The 23,356-nt window shown below is 41.2% G+C and carries 24 protein-coding genes; 14 read left to right on the forward strand and 10 right to left on the reverse strand.

Going from position 1 to position 23,356, the window contains the following annotated elements:
* Positions 1-5 precede the first annotated feature (5 nt).
* Both nudC and AN391_RS02135 read right to left on the reverse strand, forming a co-directional pair.
* Entirely contained in the window at positions 6-929 is a 924-nt protein-coding gene (gene nudC, locus AN391_RS02130) for an NAD(+) diphosphatase (RefSeq protein ID WP_055013871.1), read from the reverse strand.
* A 152-nt stretch (positions 930-1,081) separates the two neighbouring features.
* On the reverse strand, positions 1,082-1,585 hold the full coding sequence (locus tag AN391_RS02135) for an NYN domain-containing protein (RefSeq protein WP_055013872.1): 504 nt from the start codon (positions 1,583-1,585) through the stop codon (positions 1,082-1,084).
* A 166-nt stretch (positions 1,586-1,751) separates the two neighbouring features.
* On the opposite strand from AN391_RS02135, the gene AN391_RS02140 reads away from it, so the two are divergent.
* Together AN391_RS02140 and AN391_RS02145 are read left to right on the forward strand one after the other, a co-directional pair.
* Positions 1,752-2,375, forward strand: coding sequence for a hypothetical protein (locus AN391_RS02140; RefSeq protein ID WP_055013873.1), 624 nt, complete (start codon positions 1,752-1,754; stop codon positions 2,373-2,375).
* The gene (locus AN391_RS02145) at positions 2,375-3,118 is read left to right on the forward strand and encodes a DUF3307 domain-containing protein (RefSeq protein ID WP_055013874.1); all 744 of its coding nucleotides are present in this window, start codon (positions 2,375-2,377) and stop codon (positions 3,116-3,118) included. Before AN391_RS02140 ends, AN391_RS02145 begins: the two co-directional genes overlap by 1 nt.
* A 100-nt stretch (positions 3,119-3,218) precedes the next feature.
* Here the strand turns inward: AN391_RS02145 and AN391_RS02150 are convergent, their stop codons facing one another.
* Together AN391_RS02150 and AN391_RS02155 are read right to left on the reverse strand one after the other, a co-directional pair.
* Positions 3,219-4,613, reverse strand: coding sequence for a DEAD/DEAH box helicase (locus tag AN391_RS02150; protein WP_055014121.1), 1,395 nt, complete (start codon positions 4,611-4,613; stop codon positions 3,219-3,221).
* Positions 4,614-4,902: 289 nt separating this feature from the next.
* Positions 4,903-5,742, reverse strand: a complete 840-nt coding sequence (locus AN391_RS02155) for an isopenicillin N synthase family oxygenase (protein ID WP_055013875.1) — start codon at positions 5,740-5,742, stop codon at positions 4,903-4,905.
* A 266-nt stretch (positions 5,743-6,008) separates the two neighbouring features.
* Here AN391_RS02155 and AN391_RS02160 point away from each other — a divergent pair, with 266 nt between their 5' ends.
* The 3 genes from AN391_RS02160 (at position 6,009) to AN391_RS02170 (ending at position 8,544) form a co-directional block, all read left to right on the forward strand.
* A complete protein-coding gene (locus AN391_RS02160) occupies positions 6,009-7,211 on the forward strand; it encodes a bifunctional alpha/beta hydrolase/OsmC family protein (protein WP_055013876.1) in 1,203 nt (400 codons plus the stop codon).
* A 152-nt stretch (positions 7,212-7,363) separates the two neighbouring features.
* Entirely contained in the window at positions 7,364-7,975 is a 612-nt protein-coding gene (locus AN391_RS02165; RefSeq protein WP_055013877.1) for a hypothetical protein, read from the forward strand.
* Positions 7,972-8,544 carry a hypothetical protein gene (locus AN391_RS02170; protein WP_055013878.1) on the forward strand — a complete coding sequence of 191 codons (573 nt, stop codon included), beginning with the start codon at positions 7,972-7,974 and terminating at the stop codon, positions 8,542-8,544. The genes AN391_RS02165 and AN391_RS02170 overlap by 4 nt, the downstream gene beginning before the upstream one ends.
* Before the next feature lie 103 nt (positions 8,545-8,647).
* On the opposite strand, the gene AN391_RS02175 is transcribed toward AN391_RS02170, so the two are convergent.
* A complete protein-coding gene (locus AN391_RS02175) occupies positions 8,648-9,394 on the reverse strand; it encodes an alpha/beta hydrolase (RefSeq protein WP_055013879.1) in 747 nt (248 codons plus the stop codon).
* A gap of 126 nt (positions 9,395-9,520) precedes the next feature.
* On the opposite strand from AN391_RS02175, the gene AN391_RS02180 reads away from it, so the two are divergent.
* Positions 9,521-9,844, forward strand: coding sequence for a hypothetical protein (locus AN391_RS02180; protein ID WP_055014122.1), 324 nt, complete (start codon positions 9,521-9,523; stop codon positions 9,842-9,844).
* Between the two features lie 76 nt (positions 9,845-9,920).
* On the opposite strand, the gene AN391_RS02185 is transcribed toward AN391_RS02180, so the two are convergent.
* The 3 genes from AN391_RS02185 to aspS all read right to left on the reverse strand — a co-directional run bounded on the left by AN391_RS02185 (position 9,921) and on the right by aspS (position 12,759).
* Positions 9,921-10,517, reverse strand: a complete 597-nt coding sequence (locus AN391_RS02185) for a pentapeptide repeat-containing protein (protein ID WP_055013880.1) — start codon at positions 10,515-10,517, stop codon at positions 9,921-9,923.
* A gap of 29 nt (positions 10,518-10,546) precedes the next feature.
* Positions 10,547-10,777, reverse strand: a complete 231-nt coding sequence (locus tag AN391_RS02190; RefSeq protein WP_055013881.1) for a hypothetical protein — start codon at positions 10,775-10,777, stop codon at positions 10,547-10,549.
* 203 nt (positions 10,778-10,980) lie between these two features.
* A complete protein-coding gene (gene aspS, locus AN391_RS02195) occupies positions 10,981-12,759 on the reverse strand; it encodes an aspartate--tRNA ligase (protein WP_055013882.1) in 1,779 nt (592 codons plus the stop codon).
* A gap of 247 nt (positions 12,760-13,006) precedes the next feature.
* Here aspS and AN391_RS02200 point away from each other — a divergent pair, with 247 nt between their 5' ends.
* Together AN391_RS02200 and AN391_RS02205 are read left to right on the forward strand one after the other, a co-directional pair.
* Positions 13,007-13,855 (forward strand): DUF72 domain-containing protein, encoded by an 849-nt coding sequence (locus AN391_RS02200; RefSeq protein ID WP_055013883.1) that lies wholly within the window; start codon positions 13,007-13,009, stop codon positions 13,853-13,855.
* Between the two features lie 13 nt (positions 13,856-13,868).
* The gene (locus AN391_RS02205; RefSeq protein WP_055013884.1) at positions 13,869-14,363 is read left to right on the forward strand and encodes a M48 family metallopeptidase; all 495 of its coding nucleotides are present in this window, start codon (positions 13,869-13,871) and stop codon (positions 14,361-14,363) included.
* A gap of 235 nt (positions 14,364-14,598) precedes the next feature.
* Here the strand turns inward: AN391_RS02205 and AN391_RS02210 are convergent, their stop codons facing one another.
* Positions 14,599-15,288, reverse strand: a complete 690-nt coding sequence (locus AN391_RS02210) for a DUF3334 family protein (RefSeq protein WP_055013885.1) — start codon at positions 15,286-15,288, stop codon at positions 14,599-14,601.
* 116 nt (positions 15,289-15,404) lie between these two features.
* On the opposite strand from AN391_RS02210, the gene cmoA reads away from it, so the two are divergent.
* The 5 genes from cmoA (at position 15,405) to AN391_RS02235 (ending at position 19,766) form a co-directional block, all read left to right on the forward strand.
* Positions 15,405-16,130: a carboxy-S-adenosyl-L-methionine synthase CmoA gene (gene cmoA / locus AN391_RS02215; protein WP_055013886.1), complete on the forward strand. Its 726-nt coding sequence runs from the start codon at positions 15,405-15,407 to the stop codon at positions 16,128-16,130.
* Positions 16,131-16,142: 12 nt separating this feature from the next.
* A complete protein-coding gene (gene cmoB / locus AN391_RS02220; protein WP_055013887.1) occupies positions 16,143-17,111 on the forward strand; it encodes a tRNA 5-methoxyuridine(34)/uridine 5-oxyacetic acid(34) synthase CmoB in 969 nt (322 codons plus the stop codon).
* Positions 17,112-17,312: 201 nt separating this feature from the next.
* Entirely contained in the window at positions 17,313-18,365 is a 1,053-nt protein-coding gene (gene purM / locus AN391_RS02225) for a phosphoribosylformylglycinamidine cyclo-ligase (RefSeq protein ID WP_055013888.1), read from the forward strand.
* Positions 18,365-19,012, forward strand: a complete 648-nt coding sequence (gene purN / locus AN391_RS02230; protein ID WP_004588939.1) for a phosphoribosylglycinamide formyltransferase — start codon at positions 18,365-18,367, stop codon at positions 19,010-19,012. The genes purM and purN overlap by 1 nt, the downstream gene beginning before the upstream one ends.
* Positions 19,013-19,028: 16 nt before the next feature.
* Positions 19,029-19,766, forward strand: coding sequence for a DUF3108 domain-containing protein (locus AN391_RS02235; protein WP_055014123.1), 738 nt, complete (start codon positions 19,029-19,031; stop codon positions 19,764-19,766).
* Between the two features lie 71 nt (positions 19,767-19,837).
* On the opposite strand, the gene AN391_RS02240 is transcribed toward AN391_RS02235, so the two are convergent.
* Positions 19,838-20,602, reverse strand: coding sequence for a class II glutamine amidotransferase (locus tag AN391_RS02240; RefSeq protein WP_055013889.1), 765 nt, complete (start codon positions 20,600-20,602; stop codon positions 19,838-19,840).
* A gap of 297 nt (positions 20,603-20,899) precedes the next feature.
* Between AN391_RS02240 and fadE the strand changes: the two genes are divergently transcribed.
* On the forward strand, positions 20,900-23,356 hold the full coding sequence (gene fadE, locus AN391_RS02245) for an acyl-CoA dehydrogenase FadE (RefSeq protein WP_055013890.1): 2,457 nt from the start codon (positions 20,900-20,902) through the stop codon (positions 23,354-23,356).

A 23,356-nucleotide genomic window follows, 5' to 3' on the forward strand; every position in this document is an offset into this window, starting at 1 on the left:
AATCCTTAAACCTTATTTGTAAGCCATTGTTCAATTAAAAAGCGCGAAATTGAATCGACCCGCGGGAGTTTATAATGATCGCCTTCATCGCCCATATTGCCAAACGCCCTCACTTCTTCGCGAGTAAACCATTTAGCATCGTCTAATTCGTCTTTATCTACGTTTATTTGCTCAGTTTTAGCCTCTGCAATAAAACCTAGCATAATAGATGAAGGAAAAGGCCATGGCTGAGAAGCAATGTAACGTACATTTTCAACATCAACGCCCGCCTCTTCTTTTACTTCACGCGCTACAGCTTGCTCTAGTGTTTCACCTGGGTCTACAAAACCCGCCAATGACGAATACATGCCTTGCTGCCATATTGCTTGGCGACCCAATAAACAGCGATCTACGCCATCTTCAAATACTTTAGTAACCACCATAATAACCGCAGGGTCAGTACGTGGAAATGTAGGGTGTTTACAGTGCTCGTTTTCACATAGGCGTGAGTGCCCTGCCTCTACTAATGTATTTTTACTGCCACAACGTCCACAAAAACTATGCGTTGCATGCCAATAACATAAGCCACGGGCAAGTGCGGCGATAGAGCCATCTTTTATATCAACGTGAGGGCCATATTGGCGTATATCAAAAAACTGTGCGTCGCCTATAACGTGATTGAGTTCGTCGTCGTGTATGGCTGAAACATCTAACGCAAACACACCCTGTTGCTCGGTATTTGAGCCTAAATAAATAGCGTTTGATAAATCTAAATGGGCAATTTGCTGATAAGTTAAGTAGCACACTTGAGCTGCGTCTTTATAAAACAAAGTGTGGTTATTATTCACCAAAAGCCACTTACTTTGTGCCGACATTTGCGCGTTTAACCACGCCGCGTTTTTACGAAAATTAGACCCGCGGTCTAATGGCATGTCGCTGTAATAAAGCATGTGAGTCCTCAATAACATGGTATGGCGTAAAATTACCATAACCGCTGAGTAAACCCAATTTATTACAGTAATAAAAAAAGCCTATATTAGCTTTATAGGCTCTTTATTAAAAACTCTCATGTTGCAGGCACTTAGCTGCTATATTTCACGCTTTAAAGTAGCAAATTGTCATCAATTAAGTGAAACTGCTCAGCACTTTGTTTAAGCACCTCAGCGGTTAACTTATCGGCGCCGTACACATCGCATGGTACATTGTATTGATTTTTTAAATGCCCGAGCAATAAAGCAAAGTCGCCATCACCAGAGAGCAAAATAACTTTATCGAGGTTTTTACCTTGCTCTAGCATATCTATGGTTATGCCTACATCCCAATCCCCTTTTGCGCTGCCGTCACGGCGCTGAATAAACGGCTTTAGTTTTACCTCAAAGCCAATAGCACGCAAAATATTTTGAAACTGGTTTTGTTTTTCGTCACCACGGTGAATGGCATACGCGAACGCGCACTCTATTGAGTATTGCTGTTTCATAAGCGCCCAGAATGCATTGTAATCAAAATTTTTACGGTAACTTTCGCGGCACGTGTAATAAATGTTTTGTACATCAACAAAAATACCGACTCGTGGCTTACTAGTTTGCTGATCGTTTTGTAAAGTCATTTGTTTCCTTAAGTACTCACAATTCAGCGTAGCTGAAATAAATAGCTATAAACGAGTGAGCCTTGCAATTTTGTTTTAAGTAACCTAAATTGGTTACTTAATTAAATGTAACCAAATTTGGTTACCTGATTTTATGTAACTGCATTAAGTTACTTTTTGGATTTTTATGATTGGTGTGATCAGCGGCGATATAATTAAATCGCAAAAAATACCTAAGCAACAATACGATGCCATGCTTTATCAGTTAGCGCAAAGTTTGCGTGCAAATTGTGACAAATCATCATTGTGGACCATGTACCGAGGCGATGCCTTTCAGCTACAAATAAACCAAAGTGAGCAATTAATAAAAACCGCTATTATTATTTATTTGCATTTAAAGTCGGCAGGTTATGAGCTGCGCCAAAGCATGGCCTTAGGCGAGATAGATAACCCACGCAGTGATATAAAAACAGCCACCGGCTCGGCCTTTGTGCTCTCTGGGCAAGGCCTTGATAAAATAGCCAACCAGCGCTTTACCTTACAGGTAGCAAAGCACAGCATAGATGAAGGCTTTAGCCTTAATCTTGCCTTTGTAGATACTTTGCTTAGCAAAATAACGCAAAAACAAGCTAATGCACTATACGTGTATTTAACTCAAGCCGATAACAGCCATGCAGCTTTAGCAAAAGAGCTCAATACCAGTCGCGAAAACGTGACTAAGTTATTAAACCTAGCCAATTATCAGCTAATAGAGCGCTTTATAATACATGCTAAGCAGGTCATAACCACGATTTCAAAAGGAAGTGAGTAATGGGGTTTTCGTTATTATTAGTGGCATTAATTATAGGCCACCTAGTCAGTGACTTTTTTTTACAACCAATGAGCTGGGTAAACGATAGAAACACCCATCACTTTAAAGCTAAAAAACTTTACCTGCATGTATTAGTGCACGGTGTGGTGAGCGCTATTATTTTAGCGTTTTGGGAGTATAGCTATGGCTGGCAACAACTAAGCACCGTGTTACTTTCTACAGCGGCAATTATGCTTAGCCACTACCTAATAGATATTACTAAGTCGTACTCAAATAAAGGGGTTGTGCCCTTTTTACTCGACCAAATAGCGCATATAGCCGTAATAATAGCACTGTGTATTTATATAACTGATAACCAAAGTTTAATCGCGTACGCAAGCGCACTTGCCACTGACCCGAAAGTACTTTGGGTTGTATGCGGATATTTAATTATATTAAGCCCAAGTGCCGTATTTATAAGAATGATGCTTGAAAGGCTCACCGCTAACTTTTCAAGTGAGGGCAGCTTACCACTGGCCGGACAAAGCATTGGCATGCTAGAGCGCGTATTAATGCTGAGCTTTATATTACTTGATCAATTTGCGGGGCTTGGTTTTTTGCTTGCAGCCAAATCGGTCTTTAGGTTTGGTGATTTAAGTGCCAGTAAGGATAAAAAGCTCACCGAGTACGTTATGCTTGGCACCTTATTAAGTGTAAGTGTTACCTTGTTTGTAGGTTTAGCCGTTAATTCGTTGATTAGGTAAGTGTAAATTTCAGATAATAAAAAACGCGCTACTTCTATTAAAAAGGTAGCGCGTTTTTTATTGGTGTTTAATTAAAGACCAATACAATCATTAATAATGATTAATCGTTATTATTTGCACGACGACGGCGTTGGCCATTGCCACCCACCGATTGACGCTTTGCCCATGGGTTTTGTGCATTATCATCGGTTCTAGCCGCTGGTTTTTTAGAGCCACCACGGCGAGGGCCTGTACCGTTGCCGCCATTGTTAGGCTTTTTACTGCTTGGCTTATCAGACTTAGGTTTGTTAAACGGCTGCTTTGCTTTTTTAGGCTTTTTAGGTTTAATTGGGCGCGCATCTAATGCGCGCTCAGGTACGGGGCTAGTTGGTTCAAACCCAGGCTCTTCAGCGCGAGGGATAAGCTCACCAATAAAACGTTCAATACCGTATAAATCAGCAGCGTCATCGGCAGTTACAAACGAAATAGCATGCCCTGATGCACCAGCACGGCCTGTACGACCAATACGGTGCACGTAATCTTCGTATACATTTGGTAAGTCGTAGTTAACCACATGCGGTAGTTCAACAATATCTAGACCACGTGCCACTATATCGGTCGCTACAAGTACACGTACTTCACCGCTTTTAAAGCCATCTAATGCTTTAACACGGGCACCTTGTGATTTATTACCATGAATAGCGGCGCCTGCAATGTTATCACGCTCGAGTTGTTTAACTAAACGGTTAGCACCGTGCTTGGTACGGCTAAACACTAATACTTGTTGCCAATCGTTGCTACGAATTAAATGGCTAAGTAATGCGGTTTTACGCGATTTATCAACCGCATAAACGCTTTGTGTTACGCTTTTAGCCGTGGTGTTTTTTGCCGCAACTGATATTTCAACAGGGTCATTAATTAGCCCTTTTGCTAACGCACGAATATCATCTGAAAACGTGGCCGAAAACATTAAGTTTTGGCGTTTAGGTGGCATTTTAGCAATCAGGCGTTTAATGTCGTGAATAAACCCCATATCAAGCATGCGGTCAGCTTCATCAAGTACCAGTACTTCAACGCTATCAAACTTAACTGCGTTTTGATTATGTAAATCAATTAAACGCCCTGGCGTTGCCACTAAAATATCAACCCCTTTACGAAGGCGCTGCATTTGTGGGTTTATTTTTACGCCGCCGTACACTACAAACGAACTTACATCAGAGTGCTTAGCGTATTCTTCAACGTTTTCGCTTACCTGCAAAGCCAGCTCGCGCGTAGGCGCTAAAATAAGGGCACGTACGTTATTGCTTTTTGCTTTATTGCCTTTAGATAACAGCTCAATTAGCGGTAACGTAAAACCGGCGGTTTTACCTGTACCTGTTTGTGCGGCCGCCATTACATCGCGACGTTCAATAATTGCAGGAATTGCTTGAGCCTGAATAGGCGTTGGCGTTTCATAGCCCTTTTCTAAAACCGCGTTAACTAAAGACTGTGATAAACCTAAACCATCAAAACTCATAAAATCTCTCAATAAAATAAAGGCCAAACCGGCCAAGGGCGCATTATACGCAACTAACTTAGAAATGCATGGAAATATTCACTTTGCCAAATAAGCTCCCATCGCAAAAAAGCAAATAGCAATACAAAACAGCACGATGGCATTAAAGCAGGCACGTTTTTATTAAATCAAAATATGTACTACCTAGGGGCGATTAAATCGCAGCGGGGGGATAACCCAATGGGTTATGTAAAACAACAAAAGCGGCTAAAAAGCCGCTTTTGAATAGATGCTATTTAAAAAGCAGCTATTATTTAACACCTAGCTCGCGTAAACGCTCTTGTAGGTAGCTGTCTGCAGTGTAGCGCTCAGAAAGCACAACATCAGGACGTGGGTGTAAAAACAGCGGTAAAGAAATACGCGACTTAGTCGACGCTTTACCCGTTGGGTTAATTACACGGTGAATAGTCGATGGGAAATACCCGCCCGACGCTTCTTGTAACATGTCACCAATATTAATAATTAAGCTACCAAAGTCACATGGCACATCTAACCAACCGCCATCAGTTTTTTGAACTTGCAGGCCTGGCTCGTTTGATGCCGGTAACACTGTTAATAAGTTAATGTCACCATGTGCTGCAGCGCGAATTGCACCTGGCTCTTCATCACCTGTCATTGGCGGGTAATGTAAAATACGTAACAATGTTTGCTCAGAATCAGCAATCATATCTTTTAAATCGATAGAAAACTTAGCACGTACATCGGCTGGTGCCTCTGCTTGAACCCAGCTTAAAAGCGTTGCTGCAAATTCGTTAGCTAAGCGGTAGTACTCACGTACGTCGGCTTCAAGCTCTGCAGGCACGCGACCTTTAGGGTAAACATGAAAGTACTCTTTAATGTCTTTAACTGTAAAGCCTTTAGCTACCTCAGAGACAGAAGGCGGGAAATAACCGTCTTGTGTTTCTTTAGAAAATAAAAAGTCGTGCTTTTGCTCTGAATTAAAAAAGTCTTGCCATTTTTCGTATATAGACTCAACTAAAGATTGCGGGATTGGGTGATTTTTTAATACACCAAAACCGGTGTTTCTTAACGATTCAACAAATTGAGCAGCCGCATCGGGAGCTTTATAATCAACAGTAGGTAATTGCATTGTACGTTCCAGTGAATAGGTTGTAAGAACAGTGCCGCTTTAAATATAGCTAATATGCCAAAATAAAGTAGCAAAGCCTTAATTATAGCGCTGTGCGAGGATAGACAAACCACCCCAAAAACATAAGGACAAATGTCCGCAAGGTGAATTAGTGAACAACTTACTTGATCAAGATCAAAGTATAAAAAACATTGAAATTGCACTCATTAGTGCTTATATCTTATCTATTATTGTAATGTATTTTCATGAAACACTAAGGCTCTTCTATGCGACAAAAAGTATCTTTTAAAAGCGGCGATTTAGAACTGGCAGGCCAGCTTGAGCGCCCAGCAGGAGATGTAAAGTTTTATGCTTTATTTGCACACTGCTTTACCTGTGGTAAAGATATTGCTGCCGCCACACGAATAAGCCGCGCCCTTACCCAACAAGGTATAGCCGTACTGCGCTTTGATTTTACCGGTCTTGGTAATAGTGACGGCGACTTCGCAAATAGTAACTTTTCATCCAATATTCAAGATTTAGTGGCCGCAGCCGATCACTTGCGCACACACTTTGACGCACCACAACTGTTAATTGGCCACAGCTTAGGCGGCGCTGCCGTACTGGCTGCTGCAGAGCATATTCCTGAAGTATCGGCTATTACAACCATTGGCGCCCCTTCAGATGCAAAACATGTTGCACATAACTTTGAAGCCCACTTAGATGAAATAAACGCTGCAGGCGAGGCAAAAGTGAGCTTAGCTGGGCGCGAATTTACCATAAAAAAACAGTTTGTAGAGGATATAGCAAAGTACGACCGTAGCCACATAGGAAAATTAAAACGCGCGCTTTTAGTTATGCACTCCCCTATTGATACCACGGTTAATATTTCAGAAGCCGAGAAAATTTACGCATCAGCCAAGCACCCTAAAAGCTTTATTAGCCTCGATAACGCCGACCACTTACTAAGTAATAAAAACGATGCCGAGTACGCTGCTACGCTTATTGCTAATTGGGCAAACCGCTACGTTAAATATGAGCAAAAAAACTACAGCGCAAAATTAGAAAACGGCAAAGTACTGGTTGAAGAAAAAGATCATATATTTACTCAGCACGTCAGTACTAAAGATCATACATGGCTTGCCGATGAGCCATTAAAGGTAGGTGGCAGTAATTTAGGGCCCGATCCTTACGACCATATACTCGCAGGCCTAGGCGCCTGTACCTCAATGACACTGCGTATGTATGCAACCTTAAAAAAGCTGCCGCTTGATCATGTAAAAGTAGAACTTGAACACACCCGCGACTACTACCAAGATTGCGACAATGGCGAGTGCACACAAAACCTAGAGGCCATTACCCGTAAAATTACCCTACGCGGCGACTTAACCGAAGTACAGCGCCAACGCCTGCTAGAAATAGCCGACAAATGCCCAGTGCATAAAACCCTGCATAACAGCCCAATTGTAGTAAGCGAATTAGTTGAGTAACTAAAACAAAAATAGCGCAGCTGTGGCTGCGCTACCTTAGATGTTCAATAAAGCAATCTCACAATCTGAGATAAAATATAGAGGTTGAATAACAGGTACAATTCTAGTAGTTTGTTGGTAAAATTATACAACCAAGGATAGGTATTTATAGTATGAATAAAAATACTTACTATGAGCGCAACAACTTTTCAATTTACGAAGTAACAAACAAAACAGGTATCGAGTTAACTTTATCTGAGCTAAAACAAATTGAATTGGCTATGCTAATTACCCCAAAAGCATTAACAACTTTTATTAATATATTGCACAACCCTGCTAACTTAGATAAAAAGAAAAAAGAAAAATTCGAATCAATTATGAAACAATATGGTTTTGTTAATTCAATTAATTTTGAAGCAACACGAACATTTTTAATCCGCCAAGCGCGTAAAGTAATTAACCTTATTGGTTCTATGTATTTGACTCCACAAAAATTGTATAAATGTGCTGAGTTTGGCGATGCTACCTATTATGAGAGATATGGAATTATAGGATTTGGCAAGAGTTTTTTTAGCGTAGGTACTGATAGAAAAGTAGATACTATTGTTCATGAGTTTAGTCACGCAGTTTGGACTTCTGAAGATACAGCATATAACGCGAGAACTGCTATAAAGGATCTTCATTTCATCGCTCAAAAGGCACAGATTTATCAAACTAATGAAGACAGAGATACATTGCTATATTCGGCATATCTTTTTGAAAATGCAGTGCGGACAGCTCAATGAAAACTTTGATCAATATTATATTTCTTTTAATTAGTTACTCTACTTTTGCCAACTCTGAAGAAGTTATCGAAGGTCCTATTGCTGCATCTTCTTATACATTTTGTCATATAGATACTAAATGTATAACTAGTATAAGGTTGGCAAATACTTCGCCTTATCAAGTTAAATTAAGCTCTCTCGCTTTCAATGAACAAGGTATCGACTTAAACTCAATGTTCATATATGAAGTGGACGAATACTTCTCAATAAGAGCAGAAAACCCAAATGCAAAGGTCCCTGAACAACCTATACAAGGGCGCCGGCGTGCACACAAAAAATTATCCTCGATAGAGTTCGAACCGCTTGAAGTAAAGTTTATAGAGCTAAAAGGCATGGAAGAAAAGTTTGCTTTGGACCCCGAAAAAAAATACTTAGTGAGTACAATTACACCGTTCGTCAACTTGTACATTAACGGTAAATTTGTTGATATCATTACCATAAGAACGAAATATTCACTCCTAGCTATTCCTACAAAAGATATGGAAATAAAGGAACGGCCAATAAAACAGTTTGCTACACCGCAAGGGTAATCTGCAATAATATACATGGTTTGTTTAATACCACTAAAAATTCTGCGTCAGCTTAAACCTTTATATATCAAGCCAGTTTAAAATTGGCTTAATTATATCTTGCCTAATTATCTAAAAACGCCACTACTTCTTTTCTCATTCTATCTACCAGCCACGCTGGCCCGCCATCATACATATCGTTATGGCGCGATTTTTCAATCATTACTTGGCTAACAGGGAACTTTTTAAGCTCTGTTTCATTTAATAAAACATTCGCATCGGCTGGATAGTCACTACCACGCAGTGTAAGCACGCGTATGTTTTTATTACGTGGGATCAACATGCGGCGGTGGTCGAGGGTAATCATTTGGCTTACTTCATTTGGGTAGATTGCAGCGTATAAAACGGATATATCGCCGCCGTTTGAGTGCCCAAATAGCGTGAGTTGGGAAAAGTCATACTCAGGGTATTGCGCACTGAGCTGATTAACTAAAAATTTAAGGGTAACCACACCGCGGTGCCAGTTTTCCATGCGGGTGGTTAAATAAGGCTGCTTACGGCTGAGTTTAGGATCGGTGTTAAGCTCATGCGCGACGGCAATGCTTAAATAGCCTTGTGCATTAAATAGCTTACTCGCAAATGAGTAGTTATTGTGGCTAATGCCATAGCCTGCATTTACAAATACTACGGGGCACTTTGCCTGCTCGCTGCATTGATTACTGTTATTTGGAAGCGTGATATTGATAGGTATGGTTCGATTGCGGCTTTGATCCACTATTACATTGTCATCAGCAACGCTTAATGGTGACATTAAACTCGCACTTAGGCTAAATGCGCTTAATGTTAGTAACTTCTTTATTATTTTATGCATGTTTTTAAATCGTATAAATTATTGTTTTTAAATAAAAATAACTTTTACTATAAAGGTTAGCGCGCGCCATTGCTAATGTATGCGATAATACAGGTATTATTTTTAGTTAATTTAGAAAAGTACCGCATGAAATCATACAGCACTATTGAACAACGTATCGACATTTTGCAAAGTCGCATAGAAGCCTATAAAGAAGAAATCGCCGTGTTACAGGCCGAGCCAAAAAGTAACAACGAGCGTATTATTTTTAAATTTATTGAAACGGGCAGCACAGGTAAAACAAAAGACTTTGTTCGCGAGCTTGGCATTAAGTCGCCGCGCGATAGCTTATATTCATCAGGTGATGTAACTAAGCTAATTAAAGACGGCGCTGATGACATTACCCCTGCACTGCTTGAAATTGCCCGCACACTTGCTAGCGCACGTAACAAAAATGGCCCTAGCTGTTAATTAGTTAGCTACTGGTCACTAACTTATTTAGAAGCTCGTAATTTGCAGCTTCTAAATAACCTCAATCATCGGATAATTAGTTACAGAGCTCTATATCAAGGCTTGTAAGCAAGTTAAGTGCTTCAAAGCGCTCGAACTTTGCCCCCGCTAATATATTATTGTTCAAATCAATATTAAACTCAGTTGCGCCAACAAAGTCACACTTAGTTAAATTGGTTTGAAAAAACTCACTATCGCGAAAATTACTCCCTGTAAATGTACTTTGCTTTAAATTGGCATGTCTAAAATCAACATTTTTTGCAAAGCAATGAATTAATTTGAGTGAATTTAACGTTAAGTCAAAAAAAGAGCTGTTACTAAGCTCACAGCTATTAAAGCTCACCGGCGCATGTATACTTAGCGCTCCCCAATCTGCATCGCCCCATTGCACGCTGTTTAACTTACAATGGCTAAAGCTTACACTTTCAAGGGAGCTATAGTCCCACTTGAGTGACGACAAATTACAATTTTTAAAACTGCACTCTATAAATCGGCACGTTTTAAATTGCGCCTGTGAGAAATCACACTCAGTAAACGTACACGCTTCAAATTCTGTGTTTTCGATTGTATTTTTTGCTAGCTGTAAGGCACTAAATTGCTGATCGCAATAATAGTTATTATTTGAAATTGGCACTGTGACTACGTGTCCGTATTTAGGGTTGTTTAATGGGCATAAGGGCTGGTTTTTGGCAAATCTTGTTTAAGCGCTAATAAGGCGATAAAAATTAGGCCAAACAGCGGAAATATCGCTAAGCATCCACCTACAAAGGCTAACACGCCCGGCATGGTGCTTTTACGTTTACCTATTTTGTAGCTAATAAGCGCAAAAATTGGAATGCAAAATAAAATAAAAAACGCTAAAAATTCACCAAATAATGTGAGATTAAACGACATAAGAACTCCCTCTCTATTGGATACTACCAATCTGCTTAAGTTACTAACCATTTATAGCGACAAATAAATAAAATGATAAAAGGCTAAATATTTAAATCGATTAGTATAATATTTAAACTACTTTAAATTTAACCATAAAAAAACCCCTAGGCATACTCCTAAGGGCTTTTAAATCTAGCGAGGCGCATCTACTGCGCGCGATATTACTCTTCGCTAGGTATTGCTTTTTCTACCACACTGATCGCAAGCTCAGTTAACGAGTCGCTATTCGCTTTGCTAGGTGCATCGGTTAATAAGCACGATGCTTGAGTGGTTTTAGGGAACGCAATAACGTCACGAATGTTATCAGTGCCACATAAAAGCATAACTAAACGGTCAAGACCAAAGGCTAAACCAGCATGTGGCGGTGTGCCGTATTTAAGGGCATCAAGTAAAAAGCCAAACTTGTCTTGTTGCTCTTGTGCTTCAATTCCTAAAATTCTAAATGCGGCCTCTTGCATATCTGCATTATGAATACGCACCGAACCACCACCTACTTCGTAGCCATTTAATACCATGTCGTAGGCATCTGAAATAGCCGCTGCTGGGTTTGCTTCAAGCTCTTCTGCGCTGATATCTTTAGGTGCAGTAAATGGATGATGCACAGCATGTAACGTGCCTTCGTCATCTTCTTCAAACATTGGGAAGTCAACAACCCAAAGTGGCGCCCAACTATCAAGATTAGTGATTTCTAAATCAACACCAATCTTCAAGCGAAGCGCGCCCATAGCTTCGTTTACAACGTTGCGTTTATCGGCACCAAATAAAATAATGTCGCCCGTTTGTGCGTTAGTACGCTCAAGTAACTGGGTAATTACCTCTTCGTTTAAAAACTTAGCAACTGGAGATTGAACGCCTTCAGCGCCTGCATCACGGTCGTTTACTTTCATCCACGCCATGCCTTTAGCGCCGTAAATGCCAATAAACTTAGTGTAATCGTCAAGCTGCTTACGCGAAAGTTTAGCGCCACCTGATACTGTTAATACAGCAACACGGCCTTTTTCGTCGTTAGCTGGGCCTGAAAATACGTTAAACTCTACGTCTTTTACCAAATCAGCTACATCAACAAGCTTCATTGGGTTACGTAAATCTGGCTTATCAGAACCGTATAGGCTCATTGCCTCAGAGTAAGGCATAATTGGAAAATCGCCTAAATCAACGTTTAATAATGATTGCCACATTTCACGGATCATTTTTTCGGTCATAGCACGTACTTGATCAGAGCTCATGAACGAGGTTTCTAAATCTATTTGGGTAAATTCAGGTTGGCGATCGGCACGTAAATCTTCATCACGAAAACATTTAACAATTTGGTAGTAACGGTCAAAACCCGACATCATCAACAATTGCTTAAACAACTGTGGTGACTGTGGTAATGCATAAAAGCTACCTTTATGAACACGACTCGGTACTAAGTAATCGCGTGCACCTTCTGGTGTTGCTTTGGTAAGTACAGGTGTTTCAATGTCTAAAAAGCCATTGTCATCTAAAAAGCGACGAACAAAGCTGCTTGCTTTAGCGCGCAGTTTAATACGGTCGCTCATTTCAAGGCGACGTAAATCTAAGTAGCGGTATTTTAAGCGACGCTCTTCTGAATTGGTCTGGTTAAAATCAAGCGGAAGCGGCTCAGAGCGGTTAATAATAGTTAGCTCAGTACCTAAAATTTCTACTTCGCCTGTTGCCATGTCTTTATTAACTTGGCTTTCTGGGCGTGCACGAACAACCCCTTTTAACTGAACACAAAATTCTTGACGAAGTTTGTTAGCGGTATCCATTAACCCTTCAACCTCTGGATCGAATACAACTTGTACTAACCCTTCTCTATCGCGTAAATCGACAAAGATAAGTCCACCAAGGTCACGTCGTTTGTTGATCCAGCCACATAGTTCAACTTCTTGATCTACGTGAGTTTTATTTAGCTGTCCGCAATATATAGAGCGCATAGTTTTCCTGTCAGATAAAAGGCTTGAACGGTTAAATTTATTTGTTTTAAGGCGTGTGATTTAAAAAACAGGTCACCACAATACAAATAAAGCCGCTAGCAATCTAAAAATAATCGAATTAAGCCCTGCATTATACCCAAGTAGTATCAAGATGCTAGGGCGTGTTGAACTTCGGCGGTTGAATTTACAGCAAGCACGGTATGTATTTGTTACACTAGCGCCACAAAGTCATTAAGCCACCCTTTTTATGTTATATATTGGATGCCCTCAGTGGTCGAGCAGCGCCTGGAAAGGCAACTTATTTACCCGCCAATGTAAAAATGTCGATATGCTAAACCAATATGCCCAGCATTTTAACTCAGTTGAAGGCAACACCAGCTTTTACGCAGATCCAGCACCAAGCACCGTTTTACGCTGGGCACAAAGCGTACCCGACAATTTTAAGTTTACGTTTAAATTTCATCGCCGTTTTAGCCACGAGCTTGCGCTTAGTAATGTTCAAACAGAACTTAATGACTGGCTTGCGTTATTTGCCCCAATACTTGAAAAAACAGGACAAATAATGTTGCAATTACCCAAAGCGTTTGGTCCAAACGATTTACCTAAATTAACGCAATTTATTAGCTTGCTCCCCAAAGAGCTAAATTACGGCGTAGAAGTACGCCATACTGATTTTTTTAAAAAAGGTGAGGCCGAAATTGCCCTTAATCAGCTATTAATGGCAAATAATATAAACCGTATTTCTATGGATACCCGTGCGCTTTTTTCAGTAAAGCCCACCACCGAGGCGCTAATAGATGCGCAACAAAAAAAGCCCCACTTACCTGTACATGCAATAGCGACTGGCTCGCAGCCCATGGCCCGCTTTGTCATAGCCGATTTACAAAACGACTATAAATCTTTTTACAAGCCGTGGCTTGGTAAAGTAAAACAATGGCTTGATGAGGGTAAAAGCCCGTATGTGTTTTTTCATACTGCCGACAACCAAGAGTCTCCGTTACTTGCTAGGCAGTTTTGTAAAGACCTAGGGTATAATCACCCGGTATTAAACCCATTCAGTGGCGAAAAAGAAGCCCACCAGCCAACGCTTTTTTAAATAGAGAATAAAAATGAGTGAATACGCACGTTACTTTACCGGCTACCCAGCTAACATTGTTGAGCAAGTATTAAGCCTTATAAATAACAACAAGGTGTGTGACTACTTACTAAAAAAGTACCCACACGCGCACACCATCACCACCGATAAACTGCTTTACAGCTACGCTACAGATTTAAAAAAACAGTATTTAAAAAATGCCCCACCGTTTGGCCGCGCTGCATTTAAAAAACAAGGTGATATGATCACCAATGCACTCGGTACACACACCTACCGCATGCAAGGTAAAACCCGTAAGCACGATTTAGCGATTAACAGTGATTTGCTGCGTGCGCCCGAGCCTTTATTAAAAGCATTAGTGGTACACGAGCTCGCACATTTTAAAGAAAAAGATCACAACAAAAGCTTTTATAAACTGTGCTGCCACATGGAGCCGCAGTATCATCAGTTAGAGTTAGATTTACGAATTTTTTGTGTGGTGGTAGCGATGGGAGAGAATCCTTATTGATCAGCGGTCAGCGGTCAGCGGTCAGCGGTCAGCGGTCAGCGGTCAGCGGTCAGCGGTCAGCGGTCAGCGGTCAGCGAAAATATAAATACAACCTAACTCGTAATCAAAATGCTCAATAATAAAAAACGCGATTTAAAATCGCGTTCTCCATCGTAACTTTTCTACTGACCGCTGATAGCTTAAAACTGACAGCTCAAAAGCACGTTGGGTTTCCCTTCGCTGAACCCAACCTACATTACAGCCCTAGTTCAGCCATAAAGTCGTCATCGGCATCATCTTGCTCTGCTTCTTTTGACTTAGCTTTCTCTTTTTGAGCCTTTTGTTTAGCTTCATTTTCAATAATATCATCAGGGTCTATGGCTTCTACAATGTCGAAGTCGTGTAGTTTAATAAACTCCGTTTTATCCATTGCCAGCTCTAGGTAAAAGATATTTTGGTTGCGTGTAGTAAAGGTTACGCGGCGTGCTTGAGGGCGATCCATTGTAGTATCTACCGATATTTGCACTTGTTTATTAATTGCCATCATTTTTGGCTGGTTTTGTGTAATAGAGGTATGTAATTGCTCGCGCACTTTAGAGGTAAAGTCGCCTACAATTTGGTTCATCAGCTCGCCCATTACATTTGAAACGTCATCGGATAAATGACTGTGGGCAATTTCCTCTTCAGGCATGCCCATATTGCGCATGTAATCGCCGTAAATTTCCATTGCCGCTTGCGCAGTAAAGTTGGTTACAACAAGGCCTGTAAAGCCACCATCAAATAATACAAAACAGCCAATGTCTGGTCGCATACAGGTGCGTGTTATTTTTTGCACCATGGCGGAGTAGCTAATTTCGTTGCCACTGGCTGATGACAGGACCCCAGTCACTGAATGACATAGGGTTGCTAATATATCGTCTGTGCTAATTACCTTACTTTTGCTCATTTAACGTTCTCTTTTATACTTATTATTCATAATTCTAGCCAAGCTACTGAATTTATCACTGACTATCCAGCATAAAATGTTAAAATAGTGCCATTATTTTTAAAGAGACTGCCTTAGTGAGTATAAAAGACAGTATTTACGCCTCTGAGCAACAAGTAAAAGATTTTAGCTTTGACCAAAATGTGGTTGAGGTTTTTCCAGATATGATCCAGCGCTCTGTGCCTGGGTACGCCACCATTGTAAGCACTATGGGTAAATTGGCCGGTGAATATGCGCAAAGTAATTCAAACCTTTACGATTTAGGCTGCTCGCTTGGTGCGGTTACCCTAAGTATGCGCCGTAACATTCGTACCGATAACTGCCACATTATTGCTGTAGATAACTCACAAGCTATGGTTGAGCGCTGTAAGGTACATTTACAAGGCTTTAAGTCTGACGTGCCTGTTACAGTAACTTTAGGCGATATTAACGAGCTTGAAATTCAAAATGCCTCGGTAGTGGCCATGAATTTTACCTTGCAATTTATTCCGCCTTTACAGCGCCAAGCCGTGCTTGAAAAAATTTACGCTAACTTAAAACCCGGTGGCGTACTACTCCTTAGCGAAAAAATTAAAGCCGAAAACGAACAGTGCGATAATTTGTTAATTGATTTGCACCACGACTTTAAACGCCACAATGGCTACTCAGAGCTTGAAATAAGCCAAAAGCGTACAGCCATTGAAAACGTGATGCGCCCCGATACACTAAACACGCACTTTAATCGTTTAAGCGACATTGGTTTTAGCCAAACGCAGGTGTGGTATCAATGTTTTAATTTTTGCTCAATGGTAGCAATTAAATAAAAAGAGTAATGTATGTCTCAATGGTTTAACCAATTTTACGCAGCAATTGCACAAAGCCCGCTTAGCCACTGGCTAGAAACCCTGCCCGGTCAATTAAAACATTGGCAAAACGAGGCAAGCCATGGCGATTTACCAAAATGGCAAAAAGTACTTAAAAATTTGCCTGAAGTAAAAACAACCCACGTTGATATTGCTACTAAAGTAGAAATTGGCGCACCAGGGGAAATGAGCGAAGGCGAGCAAAAACAAGCTACGCATTTATTAAAACGCATGATGCCATGGCGAAAAGGTCCCTTTACTGTACACGGTATTGCAATAAACACAGAGTGGCGCAGCGATTGGAAATGGGACCGTCTGCTTCCTCACATTGAGCCATTAAAAGGCCGTACAGTGTTAGATATAGGCTGCGGCTCTGGCTATCACTTATGGCGCATGCGCGGTGAAGGCGCAAAGTTTGTTGTGGGTATTGACCCGTCTGATTTATTTTTGTGTCAGTTTCAGGCTATTAAACACTACAACCCAGATGAAAACGTGCATTTATTACCGCTAGGTGTAGAGGCCCTCCCTGAGCTTAAAGCCTTTGATACGGTGTTTTCGATGGGGGTGCTTTATCATCGTCGCTCGCCAATTGATTTTTTAGCGCAGTTAAAAGCGCAGCTTCGCCCAGGTGGCGAGTTAGTGCTTGAAACGTTAGTGATTGAAGGCGATGAAAACACCGTACTAGTACCGACCGACCGCTACGCAAAAATGCGTAATGTGTGGTTTATTCCAAGTACTGCTGCACTCAAACTGTGGATGGAGCGCGTTGGCTTTAAAGATGTGCAAATAAAAGATTGCGCAATTACCACGCTTGATGAGCAACGCAAGACCGACTGGATGGAAAACGAATCGTTAGTTGATTTTTTAGACCCAAACGATACTAGCATAACCATTGAAGGTTACCCTGCTCCACTTAGAGCTATTTTAACTGCAAAAGCATAGCTGTTAATTTAACGCCTTTAATTACTAAAAAAACGCCTACGGGCGTTTTTTTGTTTATTTAAACAACAGGCAGCGGACAAGTGTCCTTGTTAATTATTTCAAAACTATATTTGAGCTAGCCGCGCAGTTGCAATTGTTGTAAAATACGCGCGTTTCTAAGCTATCGAAAAGCAACCCCAAGCAATTATTTGAGGAAAACCTGTGAGCGAACAAAAACAGTCATTAAGCTATAAAGACGCGGGCGTAGATATCGACGCTGGTAATGCACTTGTTGAGCGTATTAAAGGCGTAGTTAAAAAAACGCGTCGTCCAGAAGTAATGGGCGGAATTGGTGGTTTTGGCGCTCTTTGCGAAATTCCAGAAGGTTACAAACAGCCAGTACTAGTAGCAGGTACTGACGGTGTAGGTACTAAATTACGTTTAGCTATCGACTTAAAAAAACACGACACTGTAGGTATTGATTTAGTTGCAATGTGTGTAAACGATTTAATAGTACAAGGCGCTGAACCCCTGTTTTTTCTAGATTACTATGCAACAGGTAAACTAGATGTAGACACAGCGGCCGATGTAGTAACCGGTATTGGTAAAGGCTGTGAGATTTCTGGCTGTGCCCTGATTGGCGGCGAAACAGCAGAAATGCCGGGTATGTACGATGGTGAAGACTACGACATGGCCGGCTTTTGTACCGGTGTGGTAGAAAAATCTAAAATTATTGATGGCACAAAGGTAGCAGCTGGCGATCAACTTATTGCGCTTGCCTCTAGCGGTCCGCACTCAAATGGCTTTTCTTTAATTCGTAAAGTACTTGAAGTATCAAACGCCGATACTAACCAAACTATTGACGGTAAAACTTTAGGCGAGCACTTATTAGAACCTACACGTATTTACGTTAAACCTTTACTGGAGTTATTTAAGCAAGTTGACGTGCATGCCCTTTCGCACATTACTGGTGGCGGCTTTTGGGAAAACATTCCGCGCGTATTACCCGATTCTGCAAAAGCAGTAGTTAAAGGTGATAGCTGGCAGTGGCCAACCGTTTTTAACTGGTTACAAGAAAACGGCAACATTACTACCCACGAAATGTACCGTACATTTAACTGTGGTGTAGGCATGGTATTAGTAGTACCAGCCGATGCGCTTGAGCAAAGCTTATCAATATTAAAAGATTTAGGCGAAAACGCATGGCACCTAGGTGAAATACATGACGCGTCGCCTGGTGAAGAGCAAGTTGAAATTGTAGGTGGTGCTAAGTAATGGCACCCATTCGCTTAGTGGTATTAATATCGGGTAGTGGTTCTAATTTACAAGCCATTATTGATGCCTGCGAGCGCGGCGAAATAAACGGGCACATAGCAGCTGTTATCAGCAACAAAGCAGACGCTTACGGCCTAGAGCGTGCAAAACAAGCAGGCATTGCTACAAAAGTGCTCAGTCATAAAGATTTTGACTCGCGCGAGGCCTATGATGCGCAATTAATGAATGTAATTGACTCTTTTATGCCAAATCTAGTTGTATTAGCTGGTTTTATGCGTATTCTTACTCCTAGCTTAGTGCAAAAATATGTTGGAAAAATGTTGAACATTCATCCATCTTTGTTGCCTAAGTATCAGGGGCTGAATACCCACCAAAGAGCAATTGATGCAAAAGACGATGTTCATGGCGTAAGTGTTCACTTTGTAACTGAAGAATTAGACGGCGGTCCGGTTATTCTTCAGGCGCAAATACCTGTACTCAAGGATGATACAGCAGAGACATTAGCTAAACGCGTGCACGAACAAGAGCATATAATCTATCCTTTGGTGGTCAAATGGTTCAGTGAACACAGACTTACGATGGAAGCAGATTATGCAGTTCTTGACGAAAAACAACTTCCTGCACACGGCGCGCACTACCCACAATAAAAAAATAAGTGCCCTGCTGTTATGTGTGGGCGCTTTACTTCCTACTAGCCTAATTGCAGGCGAACTAACAGAATATCAAGCCAGCTACGATATTTTACGTAAAGGTAAAAATCATGGCGAGGCTGTACGCGAACTTAAAAAAGTTGGTGAGCAAACATATCAACTTACTTATCACAGCAATATTGAGTGGATGATTTTCTCTGACAAGCGAGAAGAAACCTCTGTATTTACTTTTTTAGATAACAAAGTCACGCCACATCATTACAACATGGTACGTACCGGCACCGGCCCAGATAAAGATTATAAAATAGACTTCGATACACAAAATAAAGTGGTCACCAGCAGCACTAGCAAATACCCGCTAAAATGCGAATGGACTGACGAATTTCAAGATGCTATTTCGTACCAAGTACAAGTACGCGAAGGTTTAAAAAAAGGCGAAACATATTTTTCGTTTCCGCTTATTGATAAAAAAGGCAATCGCCGCGACTACAACTTTGAAGTGGTTGGCAAAGAAATGATTTCGCTGCCAATTGGCAACGTAGAAGCTATAAAAGTAAAACGTTTATACGATAACGATAAACGCCAAGCCCTTGCTTGGTTTGCGCCAGAAATGGACTACATGCTAGTACGTATGTGGAAAGGCGAAAAAGGCATGGAGCAGTTTGAAGTACAAATGAATTCATTTACGGTTACCCAACCTGTTTCTACTCCAGCCACTGGTAGCAGTGAAGTTAGGTCAGAAGCGCCGTAAACACGGTGATAGCAAACATAAAAAACGCGATTTTATAATCGCGTTTTTTTGTTTGCCCTAAAAAGCGCGTATTAAATTAGCTCACCCATTTTAAATAACGCAAATTCACCCGGCTGCATTTTTTGCCAGCGCTCGTCGTTAGTGAGTGGCCTTGTAGCGATTACGGTTACTACATCATTTGGGGTTGTCTCTTTTTGAAAGTCTACCACCATATCAGCATCAATTAATGTTGCTTTACCAAATGGCGCACGACGCGTTATGTAATGTAAGTTATTTGTGCAGTAAGCTAAAACAAATACACCATCGGTCAACAGCATATTAAATACCCCCTTTTCACGTAGCGTATTTGAAAGCTTTGCCGCGTATCTAAAAACAGCGGCCATATTAGAGGGGCGTTTTGGGTACTTTTCGCGAATTTTGTCAAGCAACCAACAAAATGCCAGCTCGCTGTCGGTGTTACCCACTGAGCGATAATACTCTGGCTTTAAATCATGATAGTTAGATAACTGGCCATTATGTGCATAGGTGATCTCCCTCCCCCAAAGCTCACGGGTAAACGGATGGGTATTTTCAAGGCACACTCGGCCACGGTTTCCTTGGCGAATATGGCTAATTACCGACACACTTTTAATGGGGTAGGCTTTTACCAGTTTGGCAATTTCTGATTGATAACTTGGTTCAGGATCTTTAAAGGTTCTACACCCTTTGCCCTCGTAAAATGTAATACCCCAACCATCTTTATGCGGGCCAGTATTACCACCACGCTCTAATAGGCCTGAAAAACTAAAACAAATATCCGTAGGTACGTTGGCTGACATGCCAAGTAATTCACACATTAATAAACTAACCCTTAAAAAATACGTATAAATAGCGCTTTAATTTACTGTGCACTACAACAAACATACTTACTTAAAAAAACTTTTTTGGCTAGCTGATTTACTGATTTTTAGCGCTTAAATAAGCGTTGTGATTGAATTAAACACAGCAGTGGTGCATGCTAGTACCCAATAAAGGGAATTATGGTAAGCAAAATAGCAAGTTTGTCGTTAATTTAACACTGTAATGTACTTGAAACTTACGCTCACTAGCGCTACTCTAACTGAGGTGGTCTGACCTCTATTAAGGAATAAGCAATGACACTCATATTTACACTCGGTTTAATCGCACTGCTCAGCATCGCGGTTTACCACAGAGCGAGTTGGAACACAACACTTGGTGTTTCTGCCGCAACTTTATTAATTGGTACCTTTGCGGGTGCTTTTGGTTTAATTAGCTGGTTGATCTTTTTGATCATCGCGGTACCTCTTTCTGTTACTGGCATTCGTCAGCAATATATAATCAAGCCGATTTTTACTACCTTTAAAAAAGTAACGCCAAGCATGTCTGATACTGAAAAGTCAGCAATCGATGCAGGTACTACGTGGTGGGAAGCTGATTTATTTTGTGGTAACCCAGATTGGAAAAAGCTACACCAATACCCAGTACCTAAACTCACTATTGAAGAGCAAGCCTTTATTGATGGCCCTGTCGAAGTAGTTTGTAGCATGCTAGATGATTGGGAAGCAACACACGAGCTTACCGATTTACCGCAAGATGTATGGCAATATCTAAAAGATAATAAATTCTTTGCCATGATCATCAAAAAAGAATACGGCGGTTTAGAGTTTTCTGCATTTGCACAATCATGTGTTCTGCAAAAGCTAACCAGTAAGTCTACCCTGCTTTCTTCAATTGTAGGTGTACCAAACTCATTAGGTCCGGGTGAATTACTACAGCACTACGGTACTGAAGATCAAAAAAATCATTATTTGCCACGCTTAGCGCAAGGCCAAGAGATCCCATGTTTTGCATTAACCTCTCCAGAAGCAGGCTCTGACGCAAGCTCAATTCCAGACTACGGTGTAGTGTGTAAAGGGCAATGGAACGGCGAAGAAGTGGTAGGTATTAGCCTTACCTGGAACAAGCGTTACATTACCCTTGCCCCTGTGGCCACTGTACTTGGTCTTGCCTTTAAACTGCAAGATCCAGATGGTTTACTAAGCGACAACAAAGAGCCAGGCATTACCTGTGCACTTATTCCAACTAACACACCAGGTGTTGAGATTGGTCGTCGCCACTTCCCGCTTAACGTACCATTTCAAAATGGCCCGACCCGCGGTAAAGACATATTTGTTCCTCTTGATTACATTATTGGTGGCCCAGAAATGGCTGGCCAGGGCTGGCGCATGCTGGTTGAATGTTTATCGGTGGGCCGTGCAATTACGTTGCCGTCAAACTCTGCCGGCGGCATTAAAACAATCGCAACAGCAACAGGTGCATACAGCCGTATTCGTCGTCAGTTCCGCTTACCAATTGGTAAAATGGAAGGTGTTGAAGAATCGCTGGCTAAACTTGCAGGTTACGCTTACAGCTCTGATGCAGCAGTTAGCATGTCGACTGGTGCGGTAGATTTAGGTGAAAAGCCATCTGTTGTATCAGCTATTATTAAATACCACCTTACTGAACAAATGCGCGAGTCGACCATTCATGCAATGGATGTACTTGGCGGTAAAGGGATTATGCTTGGGCCAAATAACTATTTAGGTCGTGGCTATCAAGGTGCCCCTATTGCTATTACAGTAGAAGGTGCCAACATCTTGACCCGTAATATGATTATTTATGGTCAAGGTGCAATTCGTTGTCATCCATTTGTACTTACAGAGCTTGGTGCCTGTGAAATTGAAGACCGCGAAGAAGCGCTTAACGTATTTGATAAAGCGCTAATGGGCCACATTGGCTTTACTATGTCGAACCTTGTACGTACTAAGTGGCTTGCCCTTACCGGTGCACGTTTTACCAGCGTACCTTACAAAGACGACACAGCAGAGTTTTACCGTATAGCATCACGCTTTAGTGCATCACTTGCCCTAATGTCTGACATTAGCATGGCAGTATTTGGTGGCTCGCTTAAACGTAAAGAACGTATTTCGGCACGTTTAGGTGACTTACTAAGCTACTTATACTTAGTGTCTGCAACGCTTAAACGTTACAACGATGAAGGCCGTAAGCAAGAAGATTTAGCCCTAGTAAAATGGAGCTGTCAGGATCATCTTTACCACTGCCAACGTGCTCTAGCTGATTTGATTAATAACATGCCGTCTGCTCCATTACGTGGCGTATTAAAAGTATTGTTATTCCCGTTTGGTCGCCCGGTTCGTAAACCTACCGACAAGCTTGAACATAAACTAGCACAGATTCTACAAGTACCAAGCGAAACGCGTAACCGTTTAGCAAGTTATGTTTACTTAAAAGATGAGCCACTAAATCTAGTTGGCCGTCAAGAACAAACACTTAAAGATGTACTCGCTGTAGAGCCGTTATTTGAAAGAGTATGTAAAGAAAAAGGCGTTAAACTGCCATTCTTCCAACTTGATAAAGTAGCGCAAATGGGCCTTGAAGCTGGCATATTAAGCCAAGCAGAAGCTGATAAATTAGCTGCTGTAGAAAAAGCCCGTTTAGATGTAATTAACGTAGATGACTTTGACCCCGCTGATTTATTAGCAGGCAAAGCCGCACGTAAAAGTGAAGACAGCAAAGCAGATGCAGCTTAA

Origin of the sequence: Pseudoalteromonas sp. P1-13-1a (assembly GCF_001401875.1) — a bacterium.
In the GTDB taxonomy this organism is placed as follows: Bacteria; Pseudomonadota; Gammaproteobacteria; order Enterobacterales; family Alteromonadaceae; genus Pseudoalteromonas.

Bases quoted from the DNA above. Each gene is read 5' to 3' on its own strand.
- cmoB (WP_055013887.1), top strand. From the start codon at position 16,143: ATGTCTCAATGGTTTAACCAATTTTACGCAGCAATTGCACAAAGCCCG.
- AN391_RS02165 (WP_055013877.1), top strand. From the start codon at position 7,364: ATGAATAAAAATACTTACTATGAGCGCAACAACTTTTCAATTTACGAA.
- AN391_RS02240 (WP_055013889.1), bottom strand. From the start codon at position 20,602: ATGTGTGAATTACTTGGCATGTCAGCCAACGTACCTACGGATATTTGT.
- purN (WP_004588939.1), top strand. From the start codon at position 18,365: ATGGCACCCATTCGCTTAGTGGTATTAATATCGGGTAGTGGTTCTAAT.
- AN391_RS02150 (WP_055014121.1), bottom strand. From the start codon at position 4,613: ATGAGTTTTGATGGTTTAGGTTTATCACAGTCTTTAGTTAACGCGGTT.
- AN391_RS02180 (WP_055014122.1), top strand. From the start codon at position 9,521: ATGAAATCATACAGCACTATTGAACAACGTATCGACATTTTGCAAAGT.
- AN391_RS02155 (WP_055013875.1), bottom strand. From the start codon at position 5,742: ATGCAATTACCTACTGTTGATTATAAAGCTCCCGATGCGGCTGCTCAA.
- AN391_RS02145 (WP_055013874.1), top strand. From the start codon at position 2,375: ATGGGGTTTTCGTTATTATTAGTGGCATTAATTATAGGCCACCTAGTC.
- AN391_RS02200 (WP_055013883.1), top strand. From the start codon at position 13,007: ATGTTATATATTGGATGCCCTCAGTGGTCGAGCAGCGCCTGGAAAGGC.
- AN391_RS02170 (WP_055013878.1), top strand. From the start codon at position 7,972: ATGAAAACTTTGATCAATATTATATTTCTTTTAATTAGTTACTCTACT.
- nudC (WP_055013871.1), bottom strand. From the start codon at position 929: ATGCTTTATTACAGCGACATGCCATTAGACCGCGGGTCTAATTTTCGT.
- fadE (WP_055013890.1), top strand. From the start codon at position 20,900: ATGACACTCATATTTACACTCGGTTTAATCGCACTGCTCAGCATCGCG.
- AN391_RS02135 (WP_055013872.1), bottom strand. From the start codon at position 1,585: ATGACTTTACAAAACGATCAGCAAACTAGTAAGCCACGAGTCGGTATT.
- aspS (WP_055013882.1), bottom strand. From the start codon at position 12,759: ATGCGCTCTATATATTGCGGACAGCTAAATAAAACTCACGTAGATCAA.
- AN391_RS02160 (WP_055013876.1), top strand. From the start codon at position 6,009: ATGCGACAAAAAGTATCTTTTAAAAGCGGCGATTTAGAACTGGCAGGC.
- AN391_RS02190 (WP_055013881.1), bottom strand. From the start codon at position 10,777: ATGTCGTTTAATCTCACATTATTTGGTGAATTTTTAGCGTTTTTTATT.
- AN391_RS02140 (WP_055013873.1), top strand. From the start codon at position 1,752: ATGATTGGTGTGATCAGCGGCGATATAATTAAATCGCAAAAAATACCT.
- AN391_RS02205 (WP_055013884.1), top strand. From the start codon at position 13,869: ATGAGTGAATACGCACGTTACTTTACCGGCTACCCAGCTAACATTGTT.
- AN391_RS02175 (WP_055013879.1), bottom strand. From the start codon at position 9,394: ATGCATAAAATAATAAAGAAGTTACTAACATTAAGCGCATTTAGCCTA.
- AN391_RS02210 (WP_055013885.1), bottom strand. From the start codon at position 15,288: ATGAGCAAAAGTAAGGTAATTAGCACAGACGATATATTAGCAACCCTA.